Source organism: Anaerococcus sp. AH8042_DFU013_CI05 (assembly GCF_047936775.1).
Taxonomy (GTDB): domain Bacteria; phylum Bacillota; class Clostridia; order Tissierellales; family Peptoniphilaceae; genus Anaerococcus.
In genome coordinates this window covers 312,004-331,360 of sequence record NZ_CP175954.1, presented here as the reverse complement: position 1 = coordinate 331,360, position 19,357 = coordinate 312,004, and the positions used below count along the sequence as shown (strand labels likewise).

Annotated in this window: 35 protein-coding genes and 1 tRNA gene; 13 read left to right on the top strand and 23 right to left on the bottom strand. The window is 33.4% G+C overall.

The window, feature by feature from the left end; genetic code table 11:
• Positions 1-65: 65 nt before the first annotated feature.
• The 15 genes from ACKRLN_RS01800 to ACKRLN_RS01730 all read right to left on the bottom strand — a co-directional run bounded on the left by ACKRLN_RS01800 (position 66) and on the right by ACKRLN_RS01730 (position 7,092).
• A complete protein-coding gene (locus ACKRLN_RS01800) occupies positions 66-254 on the bottom strand; it encodes a hypothetical protein (protein ID WP_416335065.1) in 189 nt (62 codons plus the stop codon).
• Positions 251-718 carry a hypothetical protein gene (locus ACKRLN_RS01795; protein ID WP_416335064.1) on the bottom strand — a complete coding sequence of 156 codons (468 nt, stop codon included), beginning with the start codon at positions 716-718 and terminating at the stop codon, positions 251-253. Before ACKRLN_RS01795 ends, ACKRLN_RS01800 begins: the two co-directional genes overlap by 4 nt.
• Complete coding sequence (locus ACKRLN_RS01790) at positions 715-1,137, bottom strand: nucleotide modification associated domain-containing protein (protein ID WP_416335063.1); 423 nt, start codon at positions 1,135-1,137, stop codon at positions 715-717. The genes ACKRLN_RS01795 and ACKRLN_RS01790 overlap by 4 nt, the downstream gene beginning before the upstream one ends.
• Positions 1,138-1,518, bottom strand: coding sequence for a DUF1064 domain-containing protein (locus ACKRLN_RS01785; RefSeq protein ID WP_416335062.1), 381 nt, complete (start codon positions 1,516-1,518; stop codon positions 1,138-1,140).
• A 101-nt stretch (positions 1,519-1,619) separates the two neighbouring features.
• Positions 1,620-2,033: a single-stranded DNA-binding protein gene (locus ACKRLN_RS01780; RefSeq protein ID WP_416335061.1), complete on the bottom strand. Its 414-nt coding sequence runs from the start codon at positions 2,031-2,033 to the stop codon at positions 1,620-1,622.
• On the bottom strand, positions 2,030-2,488 hold the full coding sequence (locus ACKRLN_RS01775; RefSeq protein ID WP_416335060.1) for a hypothetical protein: 459 nt from the start codon (positions 2,486-2,488) through the stop codon (positions 2,030-2,032). Before ACKRLN_RS01775 ends, ACKRLN_RS01780 begins: the two co-directional genes overlap by 4 nt.
• The gene (locus ACKRLN_RS01770) at positions 2,488-3,366 is read right to left on the bottom strand and encodes a phage replisome organizer N-terminal domain-containing protein (protein ID WP_416335059.1); all 879 of its coding nucleotides are present in this window, start codon (positions 3,364-3,366) and stop codon (positions 2,488-2,490) included. Before ACKRLN_RS01770 ends, ACKRLN_RS01775 begins: the two co-directional genes overlap by 1 nt.
• Before the next feature lie 15 nt (positions 3,367-3,381).
• Positions 3,382-4,125, bottom strand: coding sequence for a hypothetical protein (locus ACKRLN_RS01765; RefSeq protein WP_416335058.1), 744 nt, complete (start codon positions 4,123-4,125; stop codon positions 3,382-3,384).
• Entirely contained in the window at positions 4,115-4,993 is an 879-nt protein-coding gene (locus ACKRLN_RS01760) for a recombinase RecT (protein WP_416335057.1), read from the bottom strand. The genes ACKRLN_RS01765 and ACKRLN_RS01760 overlap by 11 nt, the downstream gene beginning before the upstream one ends.
• 9 nt (positions 4,994-5,002) lie before the next feature.
• A complete protein-coding gene (locus tag ACKRLN_RS01755) occupies positions 5,003-5,242 on the bottom strand; it encodes a hypothetical protein (RefSeq protein WP_416335056.1) in 240 nt (79 codons plus the stop codon).
• Complete coding sequence (locus ACKRLN_RS01750; RefSeq protein ID WP_416335055.1) at positions 5,235-6,176, bottom strand: YqaJ viral recombinase family protein; 942 nt, start codon at positions 6,174-6,176, stop codon at positions 5,235-5,237. The genes ACKRLN_RS01755 and ACKRLN_RS01750 overlap by 8 nt, the downstream gene beginning before the upstream one ends.
• Positions 6,173-6,442 (bottom strand): hypothetical protein, encoded by a 270-nt coding sequence (locus ACKRLN_RS01745; protein ID WP_416335054.1) that lies wholly within the window; start codon positions 6,440-6,442, stop codon positions 6,173-6,175. Before ACKRLN_RS01745 ends, ACKRLN_RS01750 begins: the two co-directional genes overlap by 4 nt.
• A complete protein-coding gene (locus tag ACKRLN_RS01740) occupies positions 6,423-6,614 on the bottom strand; it encodes a hypothetical protein (protein ID WP_416335053.1) in 192 nt (63 codons plus the stop codon). The genes ACKRLN_RS01745 and ACKRLN_RS01740 overlap by 20 nt, the downstream gene beginning before the upstream one ends.
• Positions 6,615-6,697: 83 nt before the next feature.
• The gene (locus tag ACKRLN_RS01735) at positions 6,698-6,874 is read right to left on the bottom strand and encodes a hypothetical protein (RefSeq protein ID WP_416335052.1); all 177 of its coding nucleotides are present in this window, start codon (positions 6,872-6,874) and stop codon (positions 6,698-6,700) included.
• Between the two features lie 14 nt (positions 6,875-6,888).
• The gene (locus ACKRLN_RS01730; protein WP_203127622.1) at positions 6,889-7,092 is read right to left on the bottom strand and encodes a hypothetical protein; all 204 of its coding nucleotides are present in this window, start codon (positions 7,090-7,092) and stop codon (positions 6,889-6,891) included.
• Positions 7,093-7,149: 57 nt separating this feature from the next.
• Between ACKRLN_RS01730 and ACKRLN_RS01725 the strand changes: the two genes are divergently transcribed.
• Positions 7,150-7,338: a hypothetical protein gene (locus tag ACKRLN_RS01725; protein ID WP_203127621.1), complete on the top strand. Its 189-nt coding sequence runs from the start codon at positions 7,150-7,152 to the stop codon at positions 7,336-7,338.
• On the opposite strand, the gene ACKRLN_RS01720 is transcribed toward ACKRLN_RS01725, so the two are convergent.
• From ACKRLN_RS01720 to ACKRLN_RS01710, 3 genes are read right to left on the bottom strand one after another with little or no spacing between them, the layout of a single operon-like run.
• Positions 7,335-7,586 (bottom strand): hypothetical protein, encoded by a 252-nt coding sequence (locus ACKRLN_RS01720; RefSeq protein ID WP_203127620.1) that lies wholly within the window; start codon positions 7,584-7,586, stop codon positions 7,335-7,337. The genes ACKRLN_RS01725 and ACKRLN_RS01720 overlap by 4 nt on opposite strands.
• An 8-nt stretch (positions 7,587-7,594) precedes the next feature.
• Entirely contained in the window at positions 7,595-8,398 is an 804-nt protein-coding gene (locus ACKRLN_RS01715) for a phage antirepressor KilAC domain-containing protein (RefSeq protein ID WP_203127619.1), read from the bottom strand.
• 38 nt (positions 8,399-8,436) lie between these two features.
• Positions 8,437-8,670, bottom strand: coding sequence for a helix-turn-helix transcriptional regulator (locus tag ACKRLN_RS01710; RefSeq protein WP_416335051.1), 234 nt, complete (start codon positions 8,668-8,670; stop codon positions 8,437-8,439).
• Between the two features lie 173 nt (positions 8,671-8,843).
• Here ACKRLN_RS01710 and ACKRLN_RS01705 point away from each other — a divergent pair, with 173 nt between their 5' ends.
• Positions 8,844-9,035 carry a hypothetical protein gene (locus ACKRLN_RS01705; RefSeq protein ID WP_203127617.1) on the top strand — a complete coding sequence of 64 codons (192 nt, stop codon included), beginning with the start codon at positions 8,844-8,846 and terminating at the stop codon, positions 9,033-9,035.
• A gap of 22 nt (positions 9,036-9,057) precedes the next feature.
• On the opposite strand, the gene ACKRLN_RS01700 is transcribed toward ACKRLN_RS01705, so the two are convergent.
• Positions 9,058-9,234, bottom strand: a complete 177-nt coding sequence (locus ACKRLN_RS01700) for a hypothetical protein (RefSeq protein ID WP_203127616.1) — start codon at positions 9,232-9,234, stop codon at positions 9,058-9,060.
• Positions 9,235-9,390: 156 nt separating this feature from the next.
• Between ACKRLN_RS01700 and ACKRLN_RS01695 the strand changes: the two genes are divergently transcribed.
• The 3 genes from ACKRLN_RS01695 (at position 9,391) to ACKRLN_RS01685 (ending at position 11,564) form a co-directional block, all read left to right on the top strand.
• Complete coding sequence (locus tag ACKRLN_RS01695; RefSeq protein ID WP_203127615.1) at positions 9,391-9,993, top strand: LexA family protein; 603 nt, start codon at positions 9,391-9,393, stop codon at positions 9,991-9,993.
• The gene (locus ACKRLN_RS01690) at positions 9,990-10,358 is read left to right on the top strand and encodes a hypothetical protein (RefSeq protein ID WP_203127614.1); all 369 of its coding nucleotides are present in this window, start codon (positions 9,990-9,992) and stop codon (positions 10,356-10,358) included. The genes ACKRLN_RS01695 and ACKRLN_RS01690 overlap by 4 nt, the downstream gene beginning before the upstream one ends.
• A 120-nt stretch (positions 10,359-10,478) precedes the next feature.
• Positions 10,479-11,564, top strand: a complete 1,086-nt coding sequence (locus tag ACKRLN_RS01685) for a tyrosine-type recombinase/integrase (protein ID WP_416335050.1) — start codon at positions 10,479-10,481, stop codon at positions 11,562-11,564.
• 86 nt (positions 11,565-11,650) lie between these two features.
• On the opposite strand, the gene ACKRLN_RS01680 is transcribed toward ACKRLN_RS01685, so the two are convergent.
• From ACKRLN_RS01680 to ACKRLN_RS01665, 4 genes are all read right to left on the bottom strand, one after another.
• Positions 11,651-11,725: transfer RNA gene (locus ACKRLN_RS01680), tRNA-Arg, on the bottom strand.
• Between the two features lie 207 nt (positions 11,726-11,932).
• Positions 11,933-13,141 (bottom strand): D-alanyl-D-alanine carboxypeptidase family protein, encoded by a 1,209-nt coding sequence (locus tag ACKRLN_RS01675; protein ID WP_416335049.1) that lies wholly within the window; start codon positions 13,139-13,141, stop codon positions 11,933-11,935.
• Between the two features lie 8 nt (positions 13,142-13,149).
• Positions 13,150-13,980 (bottom strand): aminoglycoside 6-adenylyltransferase, encoded by an 831-nt coding sequence (locus ACKRLN_RS01670; protein WP_416335048.1) that lies wholly within the window; start codon positions 13,978-13,980, stop codon positions 13,150-13,152.
• A 1-nt stretch (position 13,981) separates the two neighbouring features.
• Complete coding sequence (locus tag ACKRLN_RS01665; protein ID WP_203127610.1) at positions 13,982-14,560, bottom strand: NUDIX hydrolase; 579 nt, start codon at positions 14,558-14,560, stop codon at positions 13,982-13,984.
• A 125-nt stretch (positions 14,561-14,685) separates the two neighbouring features.
• Here ACKRLN_RS01665 and mscL point away from each other — a divergent pair, with 125 nt between their 5' ends.
• The 8 genes from mscL (at position 14,686) to ACKRLN_RS01625 (ending at position 19,353) form a co-directional block, all read left to right on the top strand.
• A complete protein-coding gene (gene mscL, locus ACKRLN_RS01660) occupies positions 14,686-15,120 on the top strand; it encodes a large conductance mechanosensitive channel protein MscL (RefSeq protein ID WP_296142342.1) in 435 nt (144 codons plus the stop codon).
• A gap of 125 nt (positions 15,121-15,245) precedes the next feature.
• Positions 15,246-15,629 carry a GntR family transcriptional regulator gene (locus tag ACKRLN_RS01655; protein WP_203127608.1) on the top strand — a complete coding sequence of 128 codons (384 nt, stop codon included), beginning with the start codon at positions 15,246-15,248 and terminating at the stop codon, positions 15,627-15,629.
• A gap of 8 nt (positions 15,630-15,637) precedes the next feature.
• Complete coding sequence (locus ACKRLN_RS01650; RefSeq protein ID WP_416335047.1) at positions 15,638-16,489, top strand: ABC transporter ATP-binding protein; 852 nt, start codon at positions 15,638-15,640, stop codon at positions 16,487-16,489.
• An 11-nt stretch (positions 16,490-16,500) separates the two neighbouring features.
• Positions 16,501-17,148, top strand: a complete 648-nt coding sequence (locus tag ACKRLN_RS01645) for an ABC-2 transporter permease (RefSeq protein WP_416335046.1) — start codon at positions 16,501-16,503, stop codon at positions 17,146-17,148.
• A gap of 4 nt (positions 17,149-17,152) precedes the next feature.
• Positions 17,153-17,326, top strand: coding sequence for a hypothetical protein (locus ACKRLN_RS01640; protein ID WP_203127605.1), 174 nt, complete (start codon positions 17,153-17,155; stop codon positions 17,324-17,326).
• Between the two features lie 123 nt (positions 17,327-17,449).
• Entirely contained in the window at positions 17,450-17,818 is a 369-nt protein-coding gene (locus ACKRLN_RS01635; protein WP_203127604.1) for a GntR family transcriptional regulator, read from the top strand.
• Positions 17,811-18,671, top strand: coding sequence for an ATP-binding cassette domain-containing protein (locus ACKRLN_RS01630; protein WP_416335045.1), 861 nt, complete (start codon positions 17,811-17,813; stop codon positions 18,669-18,671). The genes ACKRLN_RS01635 and ACKRLN_RS01630 overlap by 8 nt, the downstream gene beginning before the upstream one ends.
• A gap of 1 nt (position 18,672) precedes the next feature.
• A complete protein-coding gene (locus ACKRLN_RS01625) occupies positions 18,673-19,353 on the top strand; it encodes a hypothetical protein (RefSeq protein WP_296142329.1) in 681 nt (226 codons plus the stop codon).
• Positions 19,354-19,357 lie beyond the last annotated feature (4 nt).

Genomic DNA, 19,357 nt, shown 5'->3' with positions numbered 1-19,357 from the left:
CTTAGAAACTAAGTAACAAAACAAATTGTAAAATATATAACATATTATAAAAATCACTTCTGTTCTCATCCCTCCACCTCAATTTCATCGTATAAATTCTGAAATTCCTTTCCACTAATCTTGTATCTATCTCCAGTATCTACATCAACAAATGCTAAACTACCATCTTTGTGCACCTCTAGACCAAAATTAAATTCCTTTACAATCCTTGCTATCATCATTGCAGCTAGCATAGCTATGTCTTTTTTATTCACTCCTCCACCTCCACCTCTTTAAAATCGTATAAATCAGTATCAAACGCAAATTTTATATCTTCAATTTCTTTTTTTGTAAATCTAACTTTATACTCAAATACATCTTCGTTTGACCCTTGTAGTGTCAAGTATGATATGTTCGGTCTTTTTCTTAAAGCCATATATAACCAATTGCCATTTTTTGTTTTTGCCCACCTATGTCTCAAATAAAACTTCTTTTCCTCTTCACGTTCTTCAATTGGAGTAGATGCATATTCCACAAGTAGGTCAAATAATTCTTTTTTAAAGTCATCATTAACTAATCTAAATCCTAAAAAAAGTGTATTAAAATTATACATAGTGTACTTAAATATAACCGCCAAATCTTCATCACTATCATAATCAAACAATCTAATAAAGAGTCTGTCTTCTTCCACGTGCAATCCAAGTTGTTTAACTCTTTCAATAAATTCCTTAGTTTTCATATATTAAGCTTATCCCCCTGGTCATAATCTTTTACCGGTGCAGGCTCACCCGGAAACCCTTTATCACCAACATGTATTGGTTTTTTTCTTTCAGGACATATCCCAAGCCTCCATTTTTCATAATCAGTTAAAGGTGTAATTGTAAAACCGCTATCTTCCAACTCCATCTCCACCACAGCCATCACACAATAATTAGCACAATCAATAAACGTATCTTTAATCGACTCATCCTTAACCCTAGCATCAGCCCTGGTCAAAGCCTTAAGCCTCTCAACCTTATCAGAAATCCTAACAACAGGAGCAGTCAAACCAAACTCCTGGTAGGATTTGCTAAAGCTATCCCCATAGTCAGCATTTTTAGCCTTATAAGTCTCAAGCATCTCCCTAAAAATCACAGCCATCCTATCTGCCTTATTCATCTAAACCTCCCTAAAAACAAAATCTGTATATTTTTGCAAAAACAACCTTTTTTTTAATAAATATACAGGCGTTTTTGTAGCCACAGATTTCACATCTTCAACAATAATTTTTCCACTTTCAACATCCACATACTGAAAGTCAGCATAATAAGAAACCTTTCTCAAAGTCTCAGTCTCAGTCCTAATAGTAGGTATCAGCTCAAACTTAGGCTGCAGCTCCAAGTCTTTGATAACTCCAGCCCTCTCCATAAGTTTAAGCTCCCCATACCTCCTAGCCTCTTTCTGGCTGTCAAACTTATGTCCATCAACAACAACTTTTTTATTGCCATACTTGTTGTAAGCCTTATTTTGCGTTCTAACGATATTTACCCCCTTATTCATATGTAGGTACTCTTTTTACATTTCAATACAATCTAGGCACAAAATATGCACGATCTAGGGCAAATCTATATTAACCCAATAGACCTACCCAACAATAACCACTAAAAAGGAATAACTCCATTGTCAGCCTCATCAACAAAATCATCAGCCCAGTCATCCTCAGACTTAGCTTGATTAGCACTGCCCAAAAACTCAATCCTATTAGCCACAACATCAGTCGTATAAACAGTTTTGCCAGTATCCTTATCTTGATAAGACCCAGTCTGTATCCTGCCCTCAATAGCAATTTTAGATCCCTTGCCACAGTACTGAGACAGTAAGTCAGCAGTCACGCCCCAAGCTTGGCATGATATAAAGTCAGCAGTGGGCCTATCATTTTGCACCGCCTCATCTCTCTTTTGCTTAGACAAGCCCTTATCAACAGCCAGTATAAAACCAGCAACACTAGTCCCACTCTTAGTAGTCCTTAAATCAACATCTTTGGTCAAACGACCAATCAAACTAACACAATTCACTCAGCATACGCCCCTTTCTTATTTATAATCTTCCAAACAGTCATGTAATGTATATCCATTTCTGTAGCTATAGCCCTTTGACTCATCCCATTAGCATGAAAGAACCTAATCTTGTCAATCTGGGCATCATTAACAGCCCTAGTTTGCGGAATTTTTCTAGGTGCCCTACCAATAGCAGCCTCAATCTTAGCAATACTCACCTCAATACTTTCAGGATCAGACTCAGCCAAAGCCCCATAGCGTATCACACCCCTAACAAAAACACCATCACGATCCAAATCATAAGTCAAATATCTACGACCGCCACTAACAAATCTTACAATTTGCGTATCCCTAGCCTTTTTATTATGAGGTAGTAGGAAACCCTCAAAGACAATGGAGTTACCTACAAAGATCTCCTCATAGTCGCTAAAGACTTGGTCTGTCCTATTTTTTAATCTTAAATCAACAGCCATTACTGTCCTTCTCCTAACATTTTCTTAAATCTTTCCTCACGTGCTTTTTGAGCATAATTGTTGTGCTTTTGTTTATTTTCTGTCTCTTTGTCTTTGTAATTACCTTCTAAAACCTTAATAAAATTATTAGGCTTAATAAACCAGTCAAAGTTAATAACAAAATCAGTTACATATCCTTGTAGAAAAGGACTTTGATTAATCGATCCAATAGCACCTAATACCTTATCCAGGCCATTTTCATTAATCCTAGCTTTGATTAATCTATAGCGATTAGTGTTAGGGTTAAGCGATTGTATTCTAGGGATATTTTTATCTAATTGGTTCCATGTATCCATGATTTGTGCCTGCCATACTTCATCATCCTTCTTATTCTTATCTCTATCTCTTCTCTCTATATCTATCTCTTTCTCTATCTCTGTGTAACAGGAACGAACATTGTTACGCCCTTCCGTTACATTGTTACGTAAGGCTTGAACATTGTTAGCATTTGTATCGCTCTCTATAGCTTTATTGTCTCTTGCTCTTTTCCTTCTCATGCGCCTAGCAGCCTGTGTTTCCGACCCAATCAGCTGAGGAACATCATTTAAAAACAAGTCCTGCTCCTTTATCTCGATTAGATCATTAGCAGTACAAAAGGCCACCGTCATTTTTATATCATCAATCTCTTCATCAATATCAAGGGAGAGTTGGTGGAATATATCCTCATCAGTACCTTCAAACTCAATCACACCATCGTTATTTATACTTAGTAGCTGTAGTTTTAGGTAGATGATAGTATAGGTATCCCCACCAGCCACCCTTCTAAGCTTCTTCATCTTCCTTGACTGGAAAAAGTCATCCTTAAGTTTTAACCAATAATATCTCTTTTCATCTCCCACTAACTCACCCCACAATCAAAAAGCAAAACCAAGCTGACCACTATCATAAGATCTAAAACCTAATTCTTTAGCCCTACTTTTCATTCCATACTTTTGTTTCTGCTCCCAAGCCCCTAAAATATAAAAAGGAGTAAACCAAGTATCAATATCTAGCACACTATTAGGAGCCAAACCATCACGCTGTCTAATCACAGCATTAGCACCAAGTAAAGACAACTGCACATAAGACATACAGCAGGCCTTATGGTCAACATCAACACCTTCCAAAACCAACATTTGCTGAGGATTAAATCCCAACTCTTTAATATGATTAAAAGCAGCGATCATATTAACACCGCCACCACAACCAGAATTATCAGTTAATTTGGCAAAACCCTTATCATCCACCTGCTTTTGGATAGCCTCTTTGGTTAAAATTAAATTAGTCATTACATTAACCAGATAGTAAGGGGTAAAAAACTGCCCCTTCCACTTATCTCCCAGCTCCAACTCCATAAAAGCCTCTCCCAAAACATCGCGAGGATTTTCTTCCAAATCCATAACCAAATCAGCAAAGATTTTAGAGAAAACTTCAAGCTCACTTTTTGAATATTTATTCGCAATAGCCTGATACCTTACATTCCTAAAATCCCTTCGTCTAGTATCAACAGTATTAGATAAACTAATAGCCGCCATTTCCACAAAGTCAGACCAAACAGTGTAAGTATCCCACTTATGCCCAGCAAAGCTTTTAATTCCTTTTACAAAATTACTTGTCATCTTTTACCGGCTCAAAATCATCCCCAAAGAAATCATCCTCAATAATTTCCCCAGTCTCTTTATCAACCTTAGGCTCTTGCTCTTGCTTTTGCTCTGGCTCATCATCTACAACCTCATAGTCAATATCATAAGTAATACCACCAGTTTCTGAGTCAGTATTTGACGATTTAAAGACTTGATTGTCATAAGCCATAGCTTGACCTAGTTCGGGCTTATCTATAGCCTTAGGGGCGTATTTAAGCACTTGTATGATGCAAGACTTCTTAGCCATAGCATCAAAGTTAGTTTTCCAAGGGCCAGAGTTAAAAGACTTAGAAAATCTACGACCATAGGCCTCCGCATCCTCTTTGCTCATATAGAAAGAGTCACGGCCACCCTCTTTGGTCTCATACACTGCATAGTAACCAATCACATCGCCACTTTCGCCAATCAACACTGGTTTATGTTTGATTTCTCCAGTCCCATAATCGATATCAAAGTCATCATTTTCATGCACTTCCTTAGCAGTTATTCTTCTAAATTGGCCGGTATTGTGTGCAAGCTTTAAAAGTCCTTGATAACCAATCTGAAACTGCACTTGATTACCATAAGGGATCAGATAAGCCTCACCCAGCGGAGTATTAAACTCAAGCCCCAACTGTGCCGAATTCATAACCGCAGCTAAAAGCGACTGCGGGCTACATTGCAATAACTTAGGATTGCTATTTATAGCAGTTAGTGATGTTCTTACAAACTTATCAGCAGGTAAATATTGAGGTAGAGCATTATTAATCTCCCCCTTCATACTCATTAATAGATTTCTCACATTGTCCTGTGGTGCCGGTTTATTATTTGCCTTTTTGCTTAGTGCTTGTTTTGCGTTAGTCATGTAATCCTCCTAAAAACCCTCGTTTTGTTCTTCTAATACTGATATTTTTTTCTCAAGTTTTTCTGTCATTTGATAATATTTGTCCCTTTGTTCTCTAGCTAAATCTAATTGCCCTAGAATCTCATGTTGTTTATTTATAAGCTGAGCCTTTTCAACTCTCAGCCTAGTAATTTCACTTTTTAATGTCTCGATATAATCTTTTGCTACATCACTTAAAACATCTGCATAATTTTTGTTTCTCTTACTCACTTTTAATCTCCTTAATCAAAAATCTTCTACTTTCAGTCTCTTTTCCATACTTCTCATATATTTCAGGTGCTTCAGCCTTTATCCTCTTAGTATCAAGTCTTACACTCTTACTAGGCTTGTAAGTCACCGTGAAGTGCTTACTCTCACCAAAGTTGTTATCACCCATAGCAAGCTTAATCTCCTGCTCAAACTGTTTGTTATACTCCTCAAGCCTCTTAATCTGCTCCTTATTGTAAAGATATAGGTCATAGGCATGTTTATCTGTATCTAGGTCAATACTTTCCTCTAGTCCCCCTTTAAAACGATTTTTAAGGGCATCATCATAAGCACTAGATCCATCAGGCTCAGGCATTATTCCTTTTTCTACATATTCAGTCCAAAACTTGACTTCCAATTCCCTTAGCATCTGGATATCTTCATCATCCCAATCAAGCTCACGGATGATAAAATCAGTACCAAATATCAAGCAAGCAATGTAGCACTTTCTAGCCCCAGTAACAGACATATAATGCAAGCATTGCAGCTCATACTCGATAGGTATAGCACCATCTGCCCACTTATCCTTTACATAAGGACTAGCAGTCTTACACTCAAGGATTGCATCCTCACCAACCACACGGCGGTCAATATCAGCAATCAAAAATGGATACTCACTATCACTCACCATGTGGTTATCACGCCTAACTTTCTTACCAGTAGCTTCAGTAAATCTTTGGGCTACATAGTCCTCAAAGTCCCTGCCTTGTCTTAAATGCTCACTTTCAGACTCTTCTTTTTCAATCTCTGTAGTCTTTTCTAAATATAGCTGTGCAGGACTCTTCCACTTAGAAAGCCCACAAGCAGCCGCAGCATCAGACCCGCCAATACCTAGTTGCCTATACTCCAACCATTCTTCGCGGCTTAGGTCTTTTACATTAACAATCGTATTAGTCATATAAGACCCCCTAAATAGTCAGAGTTTTGATTTCTTTCATCTATCTCCCATAGCCTATCCTGTTCCTTTTGATATTCCTCATCCTCATCATCAAGACTGCCAACTTTCATATCATCAAGCTCCACATATTCATGGATTTTTTTAGCCTTAAACATATACTCAAGGATTGCCTCCTCCTTGCTATCGTTAAATCGCTCCTGAAACTCTTTCAAAGGCACATCCACCTCACAGTCTTGATATATGCACTTAGTAAATGTTATTTTCATAATATCTCCTAATCTTTTCCCTACGTTCAATCTCCAAATCTATATATAAAATCTTTGTATCTCTTTCTTTTTCATTAGGTTTAGTTTCTAGCCACTTTCTTAAGGAAAATAATCTATCTTCTTTAGTGGCCATCAAACAACGCCTATACTCTTCCCAATCATGACAATTCATTTCTTCTTCCTTTCAAATTGTGGTATAATAACCACATAAGTTTTTTTGCCAAGCCCTTAGATTGCCGTCTATTGGGCTTATTTTTATTCTCCAAACTCCTCTAAACTAGCTTTTCTGATACGCTCCCAGTTTCTTTTTCTGTAATCCTTTTGCATATCCTTGTAGACCCTTTTTTGATTTCTTCTTTCTGCTTTTCTGCTTATCTTTTTGTCATAGTTTGGTTTAAAAATATCTTGAAATGTTAATCTTTTTACTGTCATTTTTTAATCTCCTTTTACTTAAACAATTCTTTTTCCCCATTTGCACACTTGTACAAAGTCTTTTTATCAATGTAATATTTGTGATTATCTCCAGTACCTTTTATAGCAGTGCCAAAAGTTAAAACCCCAGCCCTGAGACAATCACGTATTATTTTTTCATCCCAGTTTAAAAGCTTACTAGCCTCTGCAACTGTTGTTATATGGTCACTTGCTTTCACTGGTCACCCCATCCTCCTTTTTAATATTGAGTACAATCACCTTAAGGAGGTGATATAATGTCTAAAAAAGTCAATATAGAATTGACAGAGCGCCAAGCCACATCTTTATTACTTTTGCTTGCAGAATACAGCAACGGCAAGACTGAAGTAACAAAAGAAGATGCCAAGCTTTTTAAATCTGTTTTAAATTCTATAAAGAAAAACTATCCAAACATTGAAAAGTTTGATAATCTATTCAAAGATTAATATTTGTCCCAAACACCAAGGTCATTAGCTATATCTTCCATAATTGATATTCTTTCTTCGGCAGTAAGATTAAGAAGATTATTTTGAGAAATAGTTACCATGACTTTCCTAATATCAGAGTCGTCCAACACAATTTGGTCGGCTCTTTTATTTTCTTGTAGTCTTACAGCCTCATTAATCTCGTGCCATTCTCTTTTAGTAAATTTTTGTCTAAACTCTAAAAACTGTTTTATATCTTCTAATTTCATAATTTCACCTATCCTAAAAATTTATTAATAAAGTAAATCTGACCCTTGCCAGTAACCTTTGTAGTGGTTGTCAATACATTAGCACCCCTACTATCCACATAAGACCCTTTCTTCATTTCAAATAAGCCTTGCTCAACATACTGTTGCAGTGGTTGATTTTTTCTCTCGCCAGACTTACATAAGTATCCGTTATCTCTCATCCAAGCAAATAGTTTGTTTTGTCCTATCTTTCCATCAATTTTGCCTTGTCTTATTGCTTCTTGACTAATCATCTTAGCAAGTTCACCCATTAAGCAAGACCTACTTGAAGCAGATACTGTGTCAGCAAATAGTACCTTTGGTTTGTTTCTTTCATTCTCAGCCTCAGCCAATGCTCTTTTTGCTCTTTCTTCTTTTAAGTTTGTCGCTAGCATTATTAGATAGTCCGGATCAGATAAAGTTTTCTCTATGACTTCATCAGACATGTATACTCCATGCTTTCTGATTGCTGGTAGGACTTCACTTGTAACCCAATCTGTAAATCTTTCAGCTTGAGGTTTTCTACTTTGGAAAGCTAGTTTGTATAGGTTGGACTCATTGATAAAATTCATTTTTACATTTTGTACAGCATTTGTACCGTCTGATTTTTTTCCAGTTATCACCCCTACCTCATTACTAATGACCCCGTCTTTATTAAGTCTTGTCTTAGCTTGACTAGGATTATTTATTTCTAAAATCTTACAAATATCATTCAAAGCGAAGTATGGTTCGTTGCTTATAGTTGTTGTTCTTATTTCAAATTCATTGTTCTCAAAAATTTTTAATTGATTCATAATTACTCCTATTCATTTTTCTTGGATTTATTCTAAATCTATTTATTTTCTATTCCATATTCTTGGACTTTTAGGTCAAAAAAATATTGTACTGGCTTATGAAATATGTCAGCTATTGAATTCATAATTTCAAGTCGCGGTTTTGTGACTCCTTTTTCAATATACATATAAGTACTTTTGCTACTATATCCTAGTAGTGTAGCCATATCTTCATACGTATAGTTATGCTTCAATCTCTCTTCCTTCAATCTATTATTAGTTATAATAATCACCCCCTACTCTTCATAAATCAACCACCAATCAATTTTAAGCTCTTTAGCTAAAAGCTTAGCTTTACTAACTGGCAACTCTAATCCACCATTCTCATACAAATAATAAGTATTTATATGACAACCCCTATAAGTGTTATAATTGTCTTACAATGTAAAGAAAGGAGGATAGTATTATGAATACATCTGATTTAAACACCCTTATTTACCTACGTTTAAAAGATGAAGATTTATCTAAACTTACCGACATGGAATTAGTTGAAAAATACTTAGAACACTCAAATTCATTAAAACAAGCTTATAATCAACTTAAATACCCAGACGGCGAAAGATTGAGATCCATTGATAAACGTGAATTAGGTTTATAAGATTGAGGGCTTCTGGCCCTCTCTATTTGTAAGCGTCTAAATTTATGTGGACTTCAACCACACAATCATTTTTTTTAGCGAATGCTTCTGCATACTCCTTATATTCTTCTAATGCTTTATGCATTTCTTCTGGAGTCCACTTATCATAAAAATTAAAATTCAAATGTATTTTTACTTTATTTTCATCTTCAATTTCCATCATTTCCTCCCTTCCTAAGTATATTATAGTCCAAGTAATTTGGACTGTCAAGTAAAAATAATTTATTAGTACAATATTTTTGGATTAAGTTCATTTTATTTGGATATTATAGTATTATGAACTTAGTAGTTCATAATATTTGAACAAGGAGAATGTATGATTAGTAAAAATATTAGAAAGTTTAGGAATGAAAATAACTGGACTCAAAAAGAATTGGCAGATAAACTTCACGTAGGCAAAACAACGGTTTCTAACTATGAGACCGGCTACTCAGAGCCTGATATAGAAACACAACTTATTTTAGCCGATTTATTTGGCGTATCACTTGATGAGCTTAATAGCCGTAAATCTGACTCCAAAATCAAAAATTACATAACTATCAACGTCTATGGTCGTGTCCCAGCAGGCATCCCTATAGAGGCAATAGAAGATATAGAAGACACCGAAGAATTATCCCTAAAAGATTATCAACTATCCAAAGACTACATAGGCCTCATAGTAGATGGAGACTCCATGTACCCTAAATATCTTAAAGGAGACACTATAATAGTAGAAGTCACTCCGCAGTGTGAAAATGGCGAGGATTGTGTTGTATATGTAAACGGCTATGATGCAACACTAAAGACTGTGATAAAAAATGACGATGGAACAATAACTCTACAACCAATAAACCCCTCATATCCCCCAACTACATATGGCTCAGATGATGAGCCTATAAAAATCTTAGGCAGAGTAAAAGAAATAAGGAGAAAAATATGAAAAAAATACTATTAACATTAGCTTTATCACTAACATTAACATCTTGCGGAGGAAACTCAATAAAGCCAGAAAAAAATGATATAAAAAATGGATCCGGTACAGAAACAATCGGCACCATGACAGTAACAAGAGAAGATGAAGCTAAAGTAACAGATGAGTACATCAGAGAATGGTACGAAATTGTAAAAGACCAAAGCTCAGACTATGATGTAATAATCTATAACGAGTCAAACACAAATAACGAAGGTAAGGGAATATACTATGATGGCAGCACTATATGGAAAGATGTTGAATTTGAATTAGGACCTGACTTAATCTTTACCACATCAAGCATGGAGAATGCTGAAGAAGTACCAATACAATAACAAATAAAAAAGCACGGGAACCTGTAAAACCCGTGCTAAATTATACTTTTTAAAAGACATTAACCGACTTCTTATATCATTTAGTGCCTCTTAATAGAATTATACAACAAGGAGGACAATATGGCAAAAAGAAGAAAGCTACCCAACGGAACTGGATCTATCGAGCGAGTAAAAAAGACACCCCAAGGCAAAACACGATTAAACCAATATCGAGCAAGACTACCAGCAAAGAAAGGCCGTAAAGACATAGGATTTTACAAGACCTACAATGAGGCAATGGACGCCCTAATTAATTATCAAGAGCCAGCAAAAACCGAAACCTTTGAAGCTTTATACCAAAAAACAAAGCAAACCAAAGCCTTTAGAGACCTAACCCACAAAACAAAAATCAGATATGACTCGGCCTATGAAAAATTTGAGCCTATCCATAGCCTAAATATCACAGAAATAACCTACACCGACCTGCAAGAAATCATCGACCAAATGGATGAAGAAGGCTACTACAAAACGATAAATGGAGAATATAGGCATCAAGAATATAGCAAAGGCACCCTCAAATACCTAAAATTTGTAGTAAACAAAATCTATACTACAGCCATAAGAAACAATATCCAAGTGACCAATCTAGCCCCTACCCTAACATTAGGAGGTGCAGCGGTAGGTACAAAAAGACAAAAAACAATCTTTACAAAAGATGAAATTAACCAAATGATAGATCAAATAGACAAAGTACCAAATATAAGACACGTACTTATAATGATATTTACAGGCATGAGACCAGGAGAATACAGAGAATTAGAAAGGTCAAATATAGACTTTGATACCAATACCATATCAAACTTTGGAATAAAAACAGAAGCAGGACAAAACAGGAAAATATTTATCCATCCCAAAATAAGAAACTTGCTAATGGATCTAACTATAGAAAGTCAGTCAGGATATATTTTAGAATATAAAGGTAAAGCACTAAAACATGATAAAAGATTTTATGATGACATCTACTATCCAGCACTAAAAGATGCAGGCATAGAAAGAAAAATACCATATACATGTAGGTACACCTTTGCCACCATAGCCCACAACAGTGGAGTAGATAATAAAGCCTTACAAAAATTAATGGGCCACACCGATTTTAATATTACAGCAAATTCTTATATCCAAGACCTAGATGAATTTATTTATGAAGAGTTACAAAAAATACAATAAAAAAGCGGATAATATGTAAGATTACCCACATATTACCCACAGACAAAATATAAACCGTTGGAATTTCAATATTCTAACGGTATTAATGGTGTTCCAGAGAGGATTCGAACCTCCGACACCCGCCTTAGGAGGGCGGTGCTCTATCCAGCTGAGCTACTAACAAGCCCCTCCGGCTTAGGGAGGAGTCGCGCCATAGCGCGAAATAACCGCAGAGCAAGGCTCGAGGACAAAGGCCCTGCGCCGCATGAGCAGTCGGAACGAAGTTCCGAACTAAATTTAATATCAATCTACAGTCCTCAGCCCTAAAAGGGCTTGCGGTATTCCGTGCTGTAGCACGGGTCCTCTAAAAGGCGGACAGCCTTGTCTTACTATCTAGCAATCAACACCTTCAACAAAAAGTCAGCTGCATCTTCACTAGATCTCATAATTCTTGAAAACATAGATGCTTCTTTAAAATCACTTTTTGCTACCAAAGGCACTTTGTATTCTTCGTCTTCATAGCTTACATAAGCTTCACCGAGAACTTCTCCTGCCTTAATTGGTGCCTTAATTTTATTTTTTATATCATATTTAATGGCAGCTTTTTCTCCATCTTTTAATATTATGTTTACATTTTCACTTGGGAAAACATCGACATAACCTTGACTTACAGTGTTTGTTTTTATAGATTCTACTGCTACGTTTTCATCTAGTACACTTTCTAGATTGTAATATCGGCTTACATAATAAATCAAATCGCTCATTACACTATTTCTAGTGTCTTTTTGATCAGCTCCCATCACTACACCGATAGTTCTAAAATCATCTTTATCATCGATTTTTTTCATATCAGCTGTAGATATTAAACAAGCACCAGCTTGATCAGTTGTCCCAGTTTTAAGTCCGTCTACTCCTGGTATTTCTCCTATCAATGGTACTGTAGATTCTACATTTATGTTGCGTCTTGGATCTGTTATTTCGCGTACACTGCCATATTCTAATATTTCAGGATACTTTTCAATAATGTGCTTAGTTAGTAAAAATAAGTCTCTAGCCGAAGATGAATTTTCCTGACCATTTTCTGTTTCTACTCCACTTGCATTGTAATAAATTTGACTGTTTAAGCCAAGTTCTGAAGCTTTCATTGTCATATTTCGTGCAAATTCTGTCTCAGAATCCTCTACTGTCACTGCAAGTTGATAGGCACAATCATTTCCAGAAGCCACAATTAAACCTTCTAAAAGCTCTTTTACTGTAAAAGTCTCTCCTTCTTCAAGGCCTAGGGCAGAATATTCCCAGCTATTATATTTAGCTGCTTCTTTACTAACTGTAACCTCTTGATCTGGGCTTATTTTCCCTTCATCAATTGCTTCTTTAGTTAGTAGATAGGTCATTAATTTACTAAGGGAAGCCATTGGCAAAGACTCATCAGCATTTTTTTCGTAATATATATCTCCTGTTTTTTCATTACCTATAATGTAGCTTGTTACATTATCATCTAGACCAACAATCTTATTTTGATTAGCTGCAAGAGCTGGCATTGGCGCTAGAATTAAGATTAATGATAAAAGTAAAGATATGATTTTTTTATTTTTCATAGATACCCCTAACTTAAGAATGACTCAAGTTTTTTATAATTACTTCTTAAAATCTTAAGGCTTTCTACATCTATTTCTTTTGGATAAGCATAACCTAAAACATTACACATATTCATAGCAAGTCTTCTAAATAGGACACAGGCCTTAAAGAGTGAATTATATATATCCATCAAGTCCTCATGATGATAGGTCAAAAGGAAATTTTCTTTTGTGTCGATATCTAAAGTACTTTTAAGCTTTTGCCCGTCATATCCTTTATCCATTGTATAAGCATATTTTTCTTTTACATAAAAATCAATCATTGCTAATAAGTAGCTTCTTAATTCTTCCATTTTAAGGCTTGCCGCAATTTCATCTTTTTCTGTTATATATAGTGAAACTTCAATAGCATTTGCAAAGAAATTTCTGATTGTTGATGTAAATTCATATTCTTTTGGAGATTCGTACCTAAAATTATCATTAATATCTAGTCTATCAACACCTGGTTTGTTATAGATAAACTGAATTTCCTTAGGCAATTTTTTTACAAAAACATCTGCATAATCACTAGAAATAATGCTTTCAGTAATTTTAGTATTGTCTTTTTTGTAAATATTTATACTTGTAAAAGGTACCTTAGATTTATCGATTGTAAACTCTTCTTTTATTCTATTTACTAGTACAACATCATCAAATAGGCCCACTAATTCTTCTTCAAGCTTTCCAATTATAATGTCATTTACAATTGTATAAACCTTGTAAAACGAATCGTAGTTTTCATCTTTGATGCAAAACATCGATTCAATTGCATCATTAGTTTTGGAATATGAGATGAGTTTGTTATTAATATCATTTCTCATATTAATCTAAACTTTCTATATAATTATTTAGTAGCTTTGCAGTTAATCCCCATATTACTGGCTCTGTATCATAAAAATAAATATCATTAAATCCAGTCCAAAATTTATATTCTCTGCCATTTGGTATTTTATCAAATGGAAAATCATCTGGGAATTCCCACCTTGACGGAGTGTGATAAACTTTTGGTCTATGTTCTTTTAAATAGTCGATATCAACTGCAAAAATTTTTTCTACTTCCTCATTATACTTTATTTCTTCGATTTTTTTATGTATTCTGCCATAAAAAGATTTAACATGCATATAAGATGTATTTAAAATCATAGAAGAATATCCTTGATACTCAATATCTTCATAATCAAGCAATAGCTCTTCCATAGTTTCTCTTACAGCCGCTTGTTCAAAAGTCTCACCCATTTCTACTCTCCCACCTGGAAAACTCACTTCTCCTGGCTGGGGAATATTTTTAGATCTTACTTCAAAAAGTATATGGTCTTTGCCATCCACTTCTATAATTGGAATCAGGACAGCATAATTTTTAATTTTATCATAAAACTCATCATCAACCAATAAATTTTTCATAATAACCTCTGTAGCTTTATCTTATAAAAATTATTTATATTAGTCAAATAAAAAATAATGTTTATTAAATCCTAAATTAGGTATAATAATAGTGTCATTGACAAATTTCTGAAAGGAGAAATATTATGTGGAAAGAATTTAAAAACTTTATCCAAAAGGGTAGTGTTTTAGACATGGCCGTTGGTATCATCATGGGTTCTGCATTCACAGCAATAGTTAATTCACTTGTTGAAGATTTATTAATGCCAATTATTACAGGATTAACTGCAGGTGTTGATTTTGAAGACCTAGTAGTAAATGTAGGTGGTGCAACACTTAAATTTGGTAACTTAATTAACGCTATTATAACATTCCTAATCATTTCACTAGTTCTATTCTTAATATTAAAATCAATGAATAGAATTGAACCAGTTAGCGATAAACCAACTACAAAAGAATGTCCTTACTGTAAAACAGAAATTGATATTTCTGCAACAAGATGTCCAAATTGTACATCAGAACTAGAAGGATACCACAACGAACATGCACATGTTCATAATGAAAATGTAGTTGTGAAATAAGACTTTTAATTAGAACCACGTAAGTGGTTCTTTTTTTTGCCATATTTTACTTTACAATTTAAATAAATTTGTTATACTGTTATATATACAGTTATACAATTATTATAAGGAGTTATAAAAACTTAATGGATATACTAATAAATGCGCAAAGTGAAGATCCAATTTATATTCAAATTAAAAATCAAATAATTAAAGCAATTATTGAAGGCAATTTAAAAAACAATGAACAGTTGCCCTCCCTAAGAGGCCTTGCAAAAGAATTAAAGGTAAGCATCTTAACTGTAAATAGAGCATATACTGAACTTGAAAGTGAAGGATTTATAGTAGGGGTACAAGGAAGTGGATTTTTTGTTGGAGATACTCAGTCACTCATTGTTAAAGAACAATATATCCGCGAAATCGAAAACTTATTTTCCCAAGCTGTAAATCTTGCTAATATTTCTAATCTAGATTTAGAAGATTTAACACAATTACTAGAAATGATATATAAGATTGAAATTAATGATTAGGAGCAAATATGGATAGTGTAATAAAAATTGATAAGTTAATTAAACAATACAAAAATTTCGAATTAAATGTATCGACAGTTTTTCCAAAGGGTTATATAACGGGGATTATTGGTGGAAATGGTGCCGGTAAAACCACCTTAATTAATTCTATCTTAAATATTATAAAAACTGAAAGTGGTTCTATATATGTGGATGATAATAAAATAAATGACGAAAGTTTCATTTATAAGGATAAAATTGGAATCGTACTTGATTCAAACTTTTTTCCCTCCTTTTGGACCGCTGAAACACTAGAAGAAGCTATAAGTCCATATTATAATCACTGGTCTCATAAAAAATATATGGATTACCTTGATATATTTGATCTTGATAAAGAAAAAACTATATCTTCCTTATCAAAAGGCATGCAAATGAAATTGATGCTAGCAGTTGCCCTAGCTCATAATTCACAAACTCTCATACTTGATGAGCCTACTTCTGGACTTGATCCTATATCTCGCAATGAATTACTTGAAATACTACAAGAATTCGTACAAACTGAAAGCAATAGTGTTATATTTTCAACTCATATTACCAATGATTTAGAAAAAATAGCTGACTACATCATATATTTAAATAAAGGAAAAATTGATTATAGTGGAACAAAAGATATGTTTCTAGAAAATTACCGTATTGTACAAGGACCAAAATCTAAATTAAGCCAAGGTATAGAAAAATTTATGATAGCTAATGAAACTTCTAATTATGGCTTTAAATCATTAATTGAAACAAAAAATATATCGAATTTTAAAAATGATGATTTTCAAATATTAAGTCCTAGTATTGAAGAAATAATGATTTTTAAAAATAAGAATAAATAAAGGAGATAAGGGTGTCTACAATTAAAATTCAGTGGCATTTAATAAAATCATATCTTTTGCCAATTTTATATTATATGTTAATAGCATCAATTATGACCATACAATCAAGTAGCATAATATTTTCTGCTTTATTAGCAGCTACACTTATGGCTATGAAACTAACATCCCTCCCATTTGAAGTTGATACAAATGAAAATCTAGATAAATTTTATGGATCACTTCCTGTATCAACAAATGACTTTATTAGTTCAAGATACGGTTTGATGATAATAATTGGTTTTATTGGAATTATACTTAGCGTATGTCTAAGATTAATATTAGTACTAATTATTAAAAAAACAGTTTCAAGCTCAGAAGAAATAATTTGTGCTATCATATTAGGTATGATTTTCTATGTGATATTAATCTCACTACAACTTCCTTTGTATTATAGATACGGCACTATTAAGGTTAGATTATTTTCTATAATTCCTGTTATATTTTATGTTTTAGGAGCTTCATTATATATATACACAGATGTATCAAATAATCTAATAGAAATTATTGGCTATCTCAAAAGTAATATTTGGCTCTCTATTATAATTTTTTTATTAGTAAGCATATTAGTAGGATATATCTCATTTACGATTTCAAATAATATCGTTAAGAAAAAGGAGTAGAAAAATGGATGATAAATCAAGAAAAAATTTAAATTTTGTAGGTAAATTTATAGCAATCTCGGGAGCCATTCTAGGAATACTCCACATAATTCCTATAAATGGAATTATTCAATTATCATCACTGGGGATTGGCCTTATATTAATTATTGTGAGTAAAATTGATAATGATAATTTATAAAAAGAACTATAAAGATAGTTCTTTTTTTTTTGCAAAAATAAGTTGACAATTAAAAATGAGATGCTATAATTAAATTAAGTTAGTTAGTCACTTAAGTAACTAACTGATAAGGAGGCTGTATGAATGGATTCTAATAAACTTATTTTTGAACAAGTAGCAGAAATGGTAGAAAATCAAATCCTAGATGAACTTTTAAATCCAGAAGACCAATCCCCTTCTACGACGGATTTTGCTAATATATATGGTATAAATCCAGCTACGGCTAGGAAAGGACTTAATATTTTGGTTGATGAAGGAATACTTTACAAAAAAAGAGGAATGGGCATGTTTGTAACAAGTGATGCAAAAAAAATTATTAGTGAAAAAAGAAAAAATGAATATTTGACCAATATCCTACCAGATTTGATAAAAAATATTCAAATGTTAGGCATAAGTCAAGATGAGTTGATTGCAGAAATTGAGAAAAATTATAAGGAGCTATCTAATGATTGAAGTTAGAAATCTAAAAAAATCTTATAAGGATAAACTAGTCCTTGATCGAATAAATTTAACTTTAGAAAATGGAAAGATTTATGGACTTGTGGGCAGAAATGGTGTAGGTAAAACTACCTTGATGAAAATCCTATCAAATCAAATATGTGAGTATGAGGGAAATGTAAAAATTAACGGTGTTGACATTAAAAATGATAAATCATTTAAGGAAGGCGTAACAATAATTAGTGATGATTTTATAACTGAAAACCAAAATGGTGAAAAAATAAAAACTTTACTTAGCAGTTTTAAAAGCCTATCCCCTAATTTTAATCAGAAAAGATTTGACGAATTGATGAGTTTGTTTAATATTGATAAAAAGAAAAGATATGATAAACTTTCATTTGGTAATAAATCTCTATTTAGGACAATAATTGGCCTATCATCTGGAGCAAAATACCTATATCTAGATGAACCAGCAACAGGACTTGATGAAATAAATAAAGATATTCTTTACAATAAGATTTTAACCTACCAAGATAGTGACAATTCAACCATTATCCTTTCATCACATATTTTAAATGACATAGAAAAGATTGCAGATGATGTGATAATTTTAAAGGGTCAAAAAATTATAATCAATGATTCTATAGAAGCATTGTCAGAAAATTCTCTAAAAATAACTCTAGATCCTAATGACCTTAGCTTGCTAGATGGTAAGAATATCATACATACAAACAATATTGGCGGACAAGTTATAGCATATGTTTATGATCGATTTACTAGAGCTGAACTTGAAAACTTGAGGGCAAAGTCTGTCGTTCAGCCAATGCCACTTGATGAATTATTTAAGTCATTGAATATGGAGGTTTAATATGAATGGAATTACAAAAGTTATAAAAGCTTCCTTGAAGCTAGATTTAAGAGGACTACTCGGTGCCTTTATAGGTATTATTTTTGGCAGTTTGGTATTATATTTTGGTTTAGGCCAAGAAATCATGAAAGATAGTGGAACTAGTGGAATTAATACAATTTTGCTGATTTTAAGTGGAATGATGATAATAGCCATAGTTGTTATGGTAGCAATGTCCCAGGCCCAATCCATGGGCGATATTCTCCCAACTGCTAGCAAACTAGGTAATAAGAGAAATGATATTGCTTGGGGATTGCTTTTAAAGGATATTATAATCACGTTAATAGCTGTAATAATGTTAAAGCTATTTGTAGATTTTATAGTGGGAGTATATATAAATAGTCCTAGTTTTAAGGATGATTCCTTAAGCAAAACAACTATGAATCTGTCATTAAATGAAGCATTATTGAAATTTGTTTTAAATATTTTAAGCATATCAGTAATTGCATCTGTAATTTCCTACTTATTAAAAGTAAACCCACTTATTGGATGTGTTATAGGACTTGTACTTTCAAGTGCATTCAACTCAAGCTCCCTTACCTTTGATGCTATTACTAATAATTTATGGTTAAGCCTTCTACTAGTAATTATCAGCCAAGCATTTAGATTTTATGTAATAAAAAAAATAGATTTAAGATTTTAAATTA

Excerpts from the sequence above, each read along its gene's own strand:
- ACKRLN_RS01765 (WP_416335058.1), bottom strand. The coding sequence starts at position 4,125 with ATGACAAGTAATTTTGTAAAAGGAATTAAAAGCTTTGCTGGGCATAAG.
- ACKRLN_RS01795 (WP_416335064.1), bottom strand. The coding sequence starts at position 718 with ATGAAAACTAAGGAATTTATTGAAAGAGTTAAACAACTTGGATTGCAC.
- ACKRLN_RS01675 (WP_416335049.1), bottom strand. The coding sequence starts at position 13,141 with ATGAAAAATAAAAAAATCATATCTTTACTTTTATCATTAATCTTAATT.
- ACKRLN_RS01715 (WP_203127619.1), bottom strand. The coding sequence starts at position 8,398 with ATGAATCAATTAAAAATTTTTGAGAACAATGAATTTGAAATAAGAACA.
- ACKRLN_RS01705 (WP_203127617.1), top strand. The coding sequence starts at position 8,844 with ATGAATACATCTGATTTAAACACCCTTATTTACCTACGTTTAAAAGAT.
- ACKRLN_RS01630 (WP_416335045.1), top strand. The coding sequence starts at position 17,811 with ATGATTGAAGTTAGAAATCTAAAAAAATCTTATAAGGATAAACTAGTC.
- ACKRLN_RS01750 (WP_416335055.1), bottom strand. The coding sequence starts at position 6,176 with ATGACTAATACGATTGTTAATGTAAAAGACCTAAGCCGCGAAGAATGG.
- ACKRLN_RS01650 (WP_416335047.1), top strand. The coding sequence starts at position 15,638 with ATGGATAGTGTAATAAAAATTGATAAGTTAATTAAACAATACAAAAAT.
- ACKRLN_RS01625 (WP_296142329.1), top strand. The coding sequence starts at position 18,673 with ATGAATGGAATTACAAAAGTTATAAAAGCTTCCTTGAAGCTAGATTTA.
- ACKRLN_RS01685 (WP_416335050.1), top strand. The coding sequence starts at position 10,479 with ATGGCAAAAAGAAGAAAGCTACCCAACGGAACTGGATCTATCGAGCGA.
- ACKRLN_RS01655 (WP_203127608.1), top strand. The coding sequence starts at position 15,246 with ATGGATATACTAATAAATGCGCAAAGTGAAGATCCAATTTATATTCAA.
- ACKRLN_RS01735 (WP_416335052.1), bottom strand. The coding sequence starts at position 6,874 with ATGACAGTAAAAAGATTAACATTTCAAGATATTTTTAAACCAAACTAT.
- ACKRLN_RS01740 (WP_416335053.1), bottom strand. The coding sequence starts at position 6,614 with ATGAATTGTCATGATTGGGAAGAGTATAGGCGTTGTTTGATGGCCACT.
- ACKRLN_RS01790 (WP_416335063.1), bottom strand. The coding sequence starts at position 1,137 with ATGAATAAGGCAGATAGGATGGCTGTGATTTTTAGGGAGATGCTTGAG.
- ACKRLN_RS01725 (WP_203127621.1), top strand. The coding sequence starts at position 7,150 with ATGTCTAAAAAAGTCAATATAGAATTGACAGAGCGCCAAGCCACATCT.
- ACKRLN_RS01700 (WP_203127616.1), bottom strand. The coding sequence starts at position 9,234 with ATGGAAATTGAAGATGAAAATAAAGTAAAAATACATTTGAATTTTAAT.
- ACKRLN_RS01745 (WP_416335054.1), bottom strand. The coding sequence starts at position 6,442 with ATGAAAATAACATTTACTAAGTGCATATATCAAGACTGTGAGGTGGAT.
- ACKRLN_RS01635 (WP_203127604.1), top strand. The coding sequence starts at position 17,450 with ATGGATTCTAATAAACTTATTTTTGAACAAGTAGCAGAAATGGTAGAA.
- mscL (WP_296142342.1), top strand. The coding sequence starts at position 14,686 with ATGTGGAAAGAATTTAAAAACTTTATCCAAAAGGGTAGTGTTTTAGAC.
- ACKRLN_RS01665 (WP_203127610.1), bottom strand. The coding sequence starts at position 14,560 with ATGAAAAATTTATTGGTTGATGATGAGTTTTATGATAAAATTAAAAAT.
- ACKRLN_RS01670 (WP_416335048.1), bottom strand. The coding sequence starts at position 13,980 with ATGAGAAATGATATTAATAACAAACTCATCTCATATTCCAAAACTAAT.
- ACKRLN_RS01760 (WP_416335057.1), bottom strand. The coding sequence starts at position 4,993 with ATGACTAACGCAAAACAAGCACTAAGCAAAAAGGCAAATAATAAACCG.
- ACKRLN_RS01720 (WP_203127620.1), bottom strand. The coding sequence starts at position 7,586 with ATGAAATTAGAAGATATAAAACAGTTTTTAGAGTTTAGACAAAAATTT.
- ACKRLN_RS01640 (WP_203127605.1), top strand. The coding sequence starts at position 17,153 with ATGGATGATAAATCAAGAAAAAATTTAAATTTTGTAGGTAAATTTATA.
- ACKRLN_RS01775 (WP_416335060.1), bottom strand. The coding sequence starts at position 2,488 with ATGGCTGTTGATTTAAGATTAAAAAATAGGACAGACCAAGTCTTTAGC.
- ACKRLN_RS01695 (WP_203127615.1), top strand. The coding sequence starts at position 9,391 with ATGATTAGTAAAAATATTAGAAAGTTTAGGAATGAAAATAACTGGACT.
- ACKRLN_RS01785 (WP_416335062.1), bottom strand. The coding sequence starts at position 1,518 with ATGAATAAGGGGGTAAATATCGTTAGAACGCAAAATAAGGCTTACAAC.
- ACKRLN_RS01690 (WP_203127614.1), top strand. The coding sequence starts at position 9,990 with ATGAAAAAAATACTATTAACATTAGCTTTATCACTAACATTAACATCT.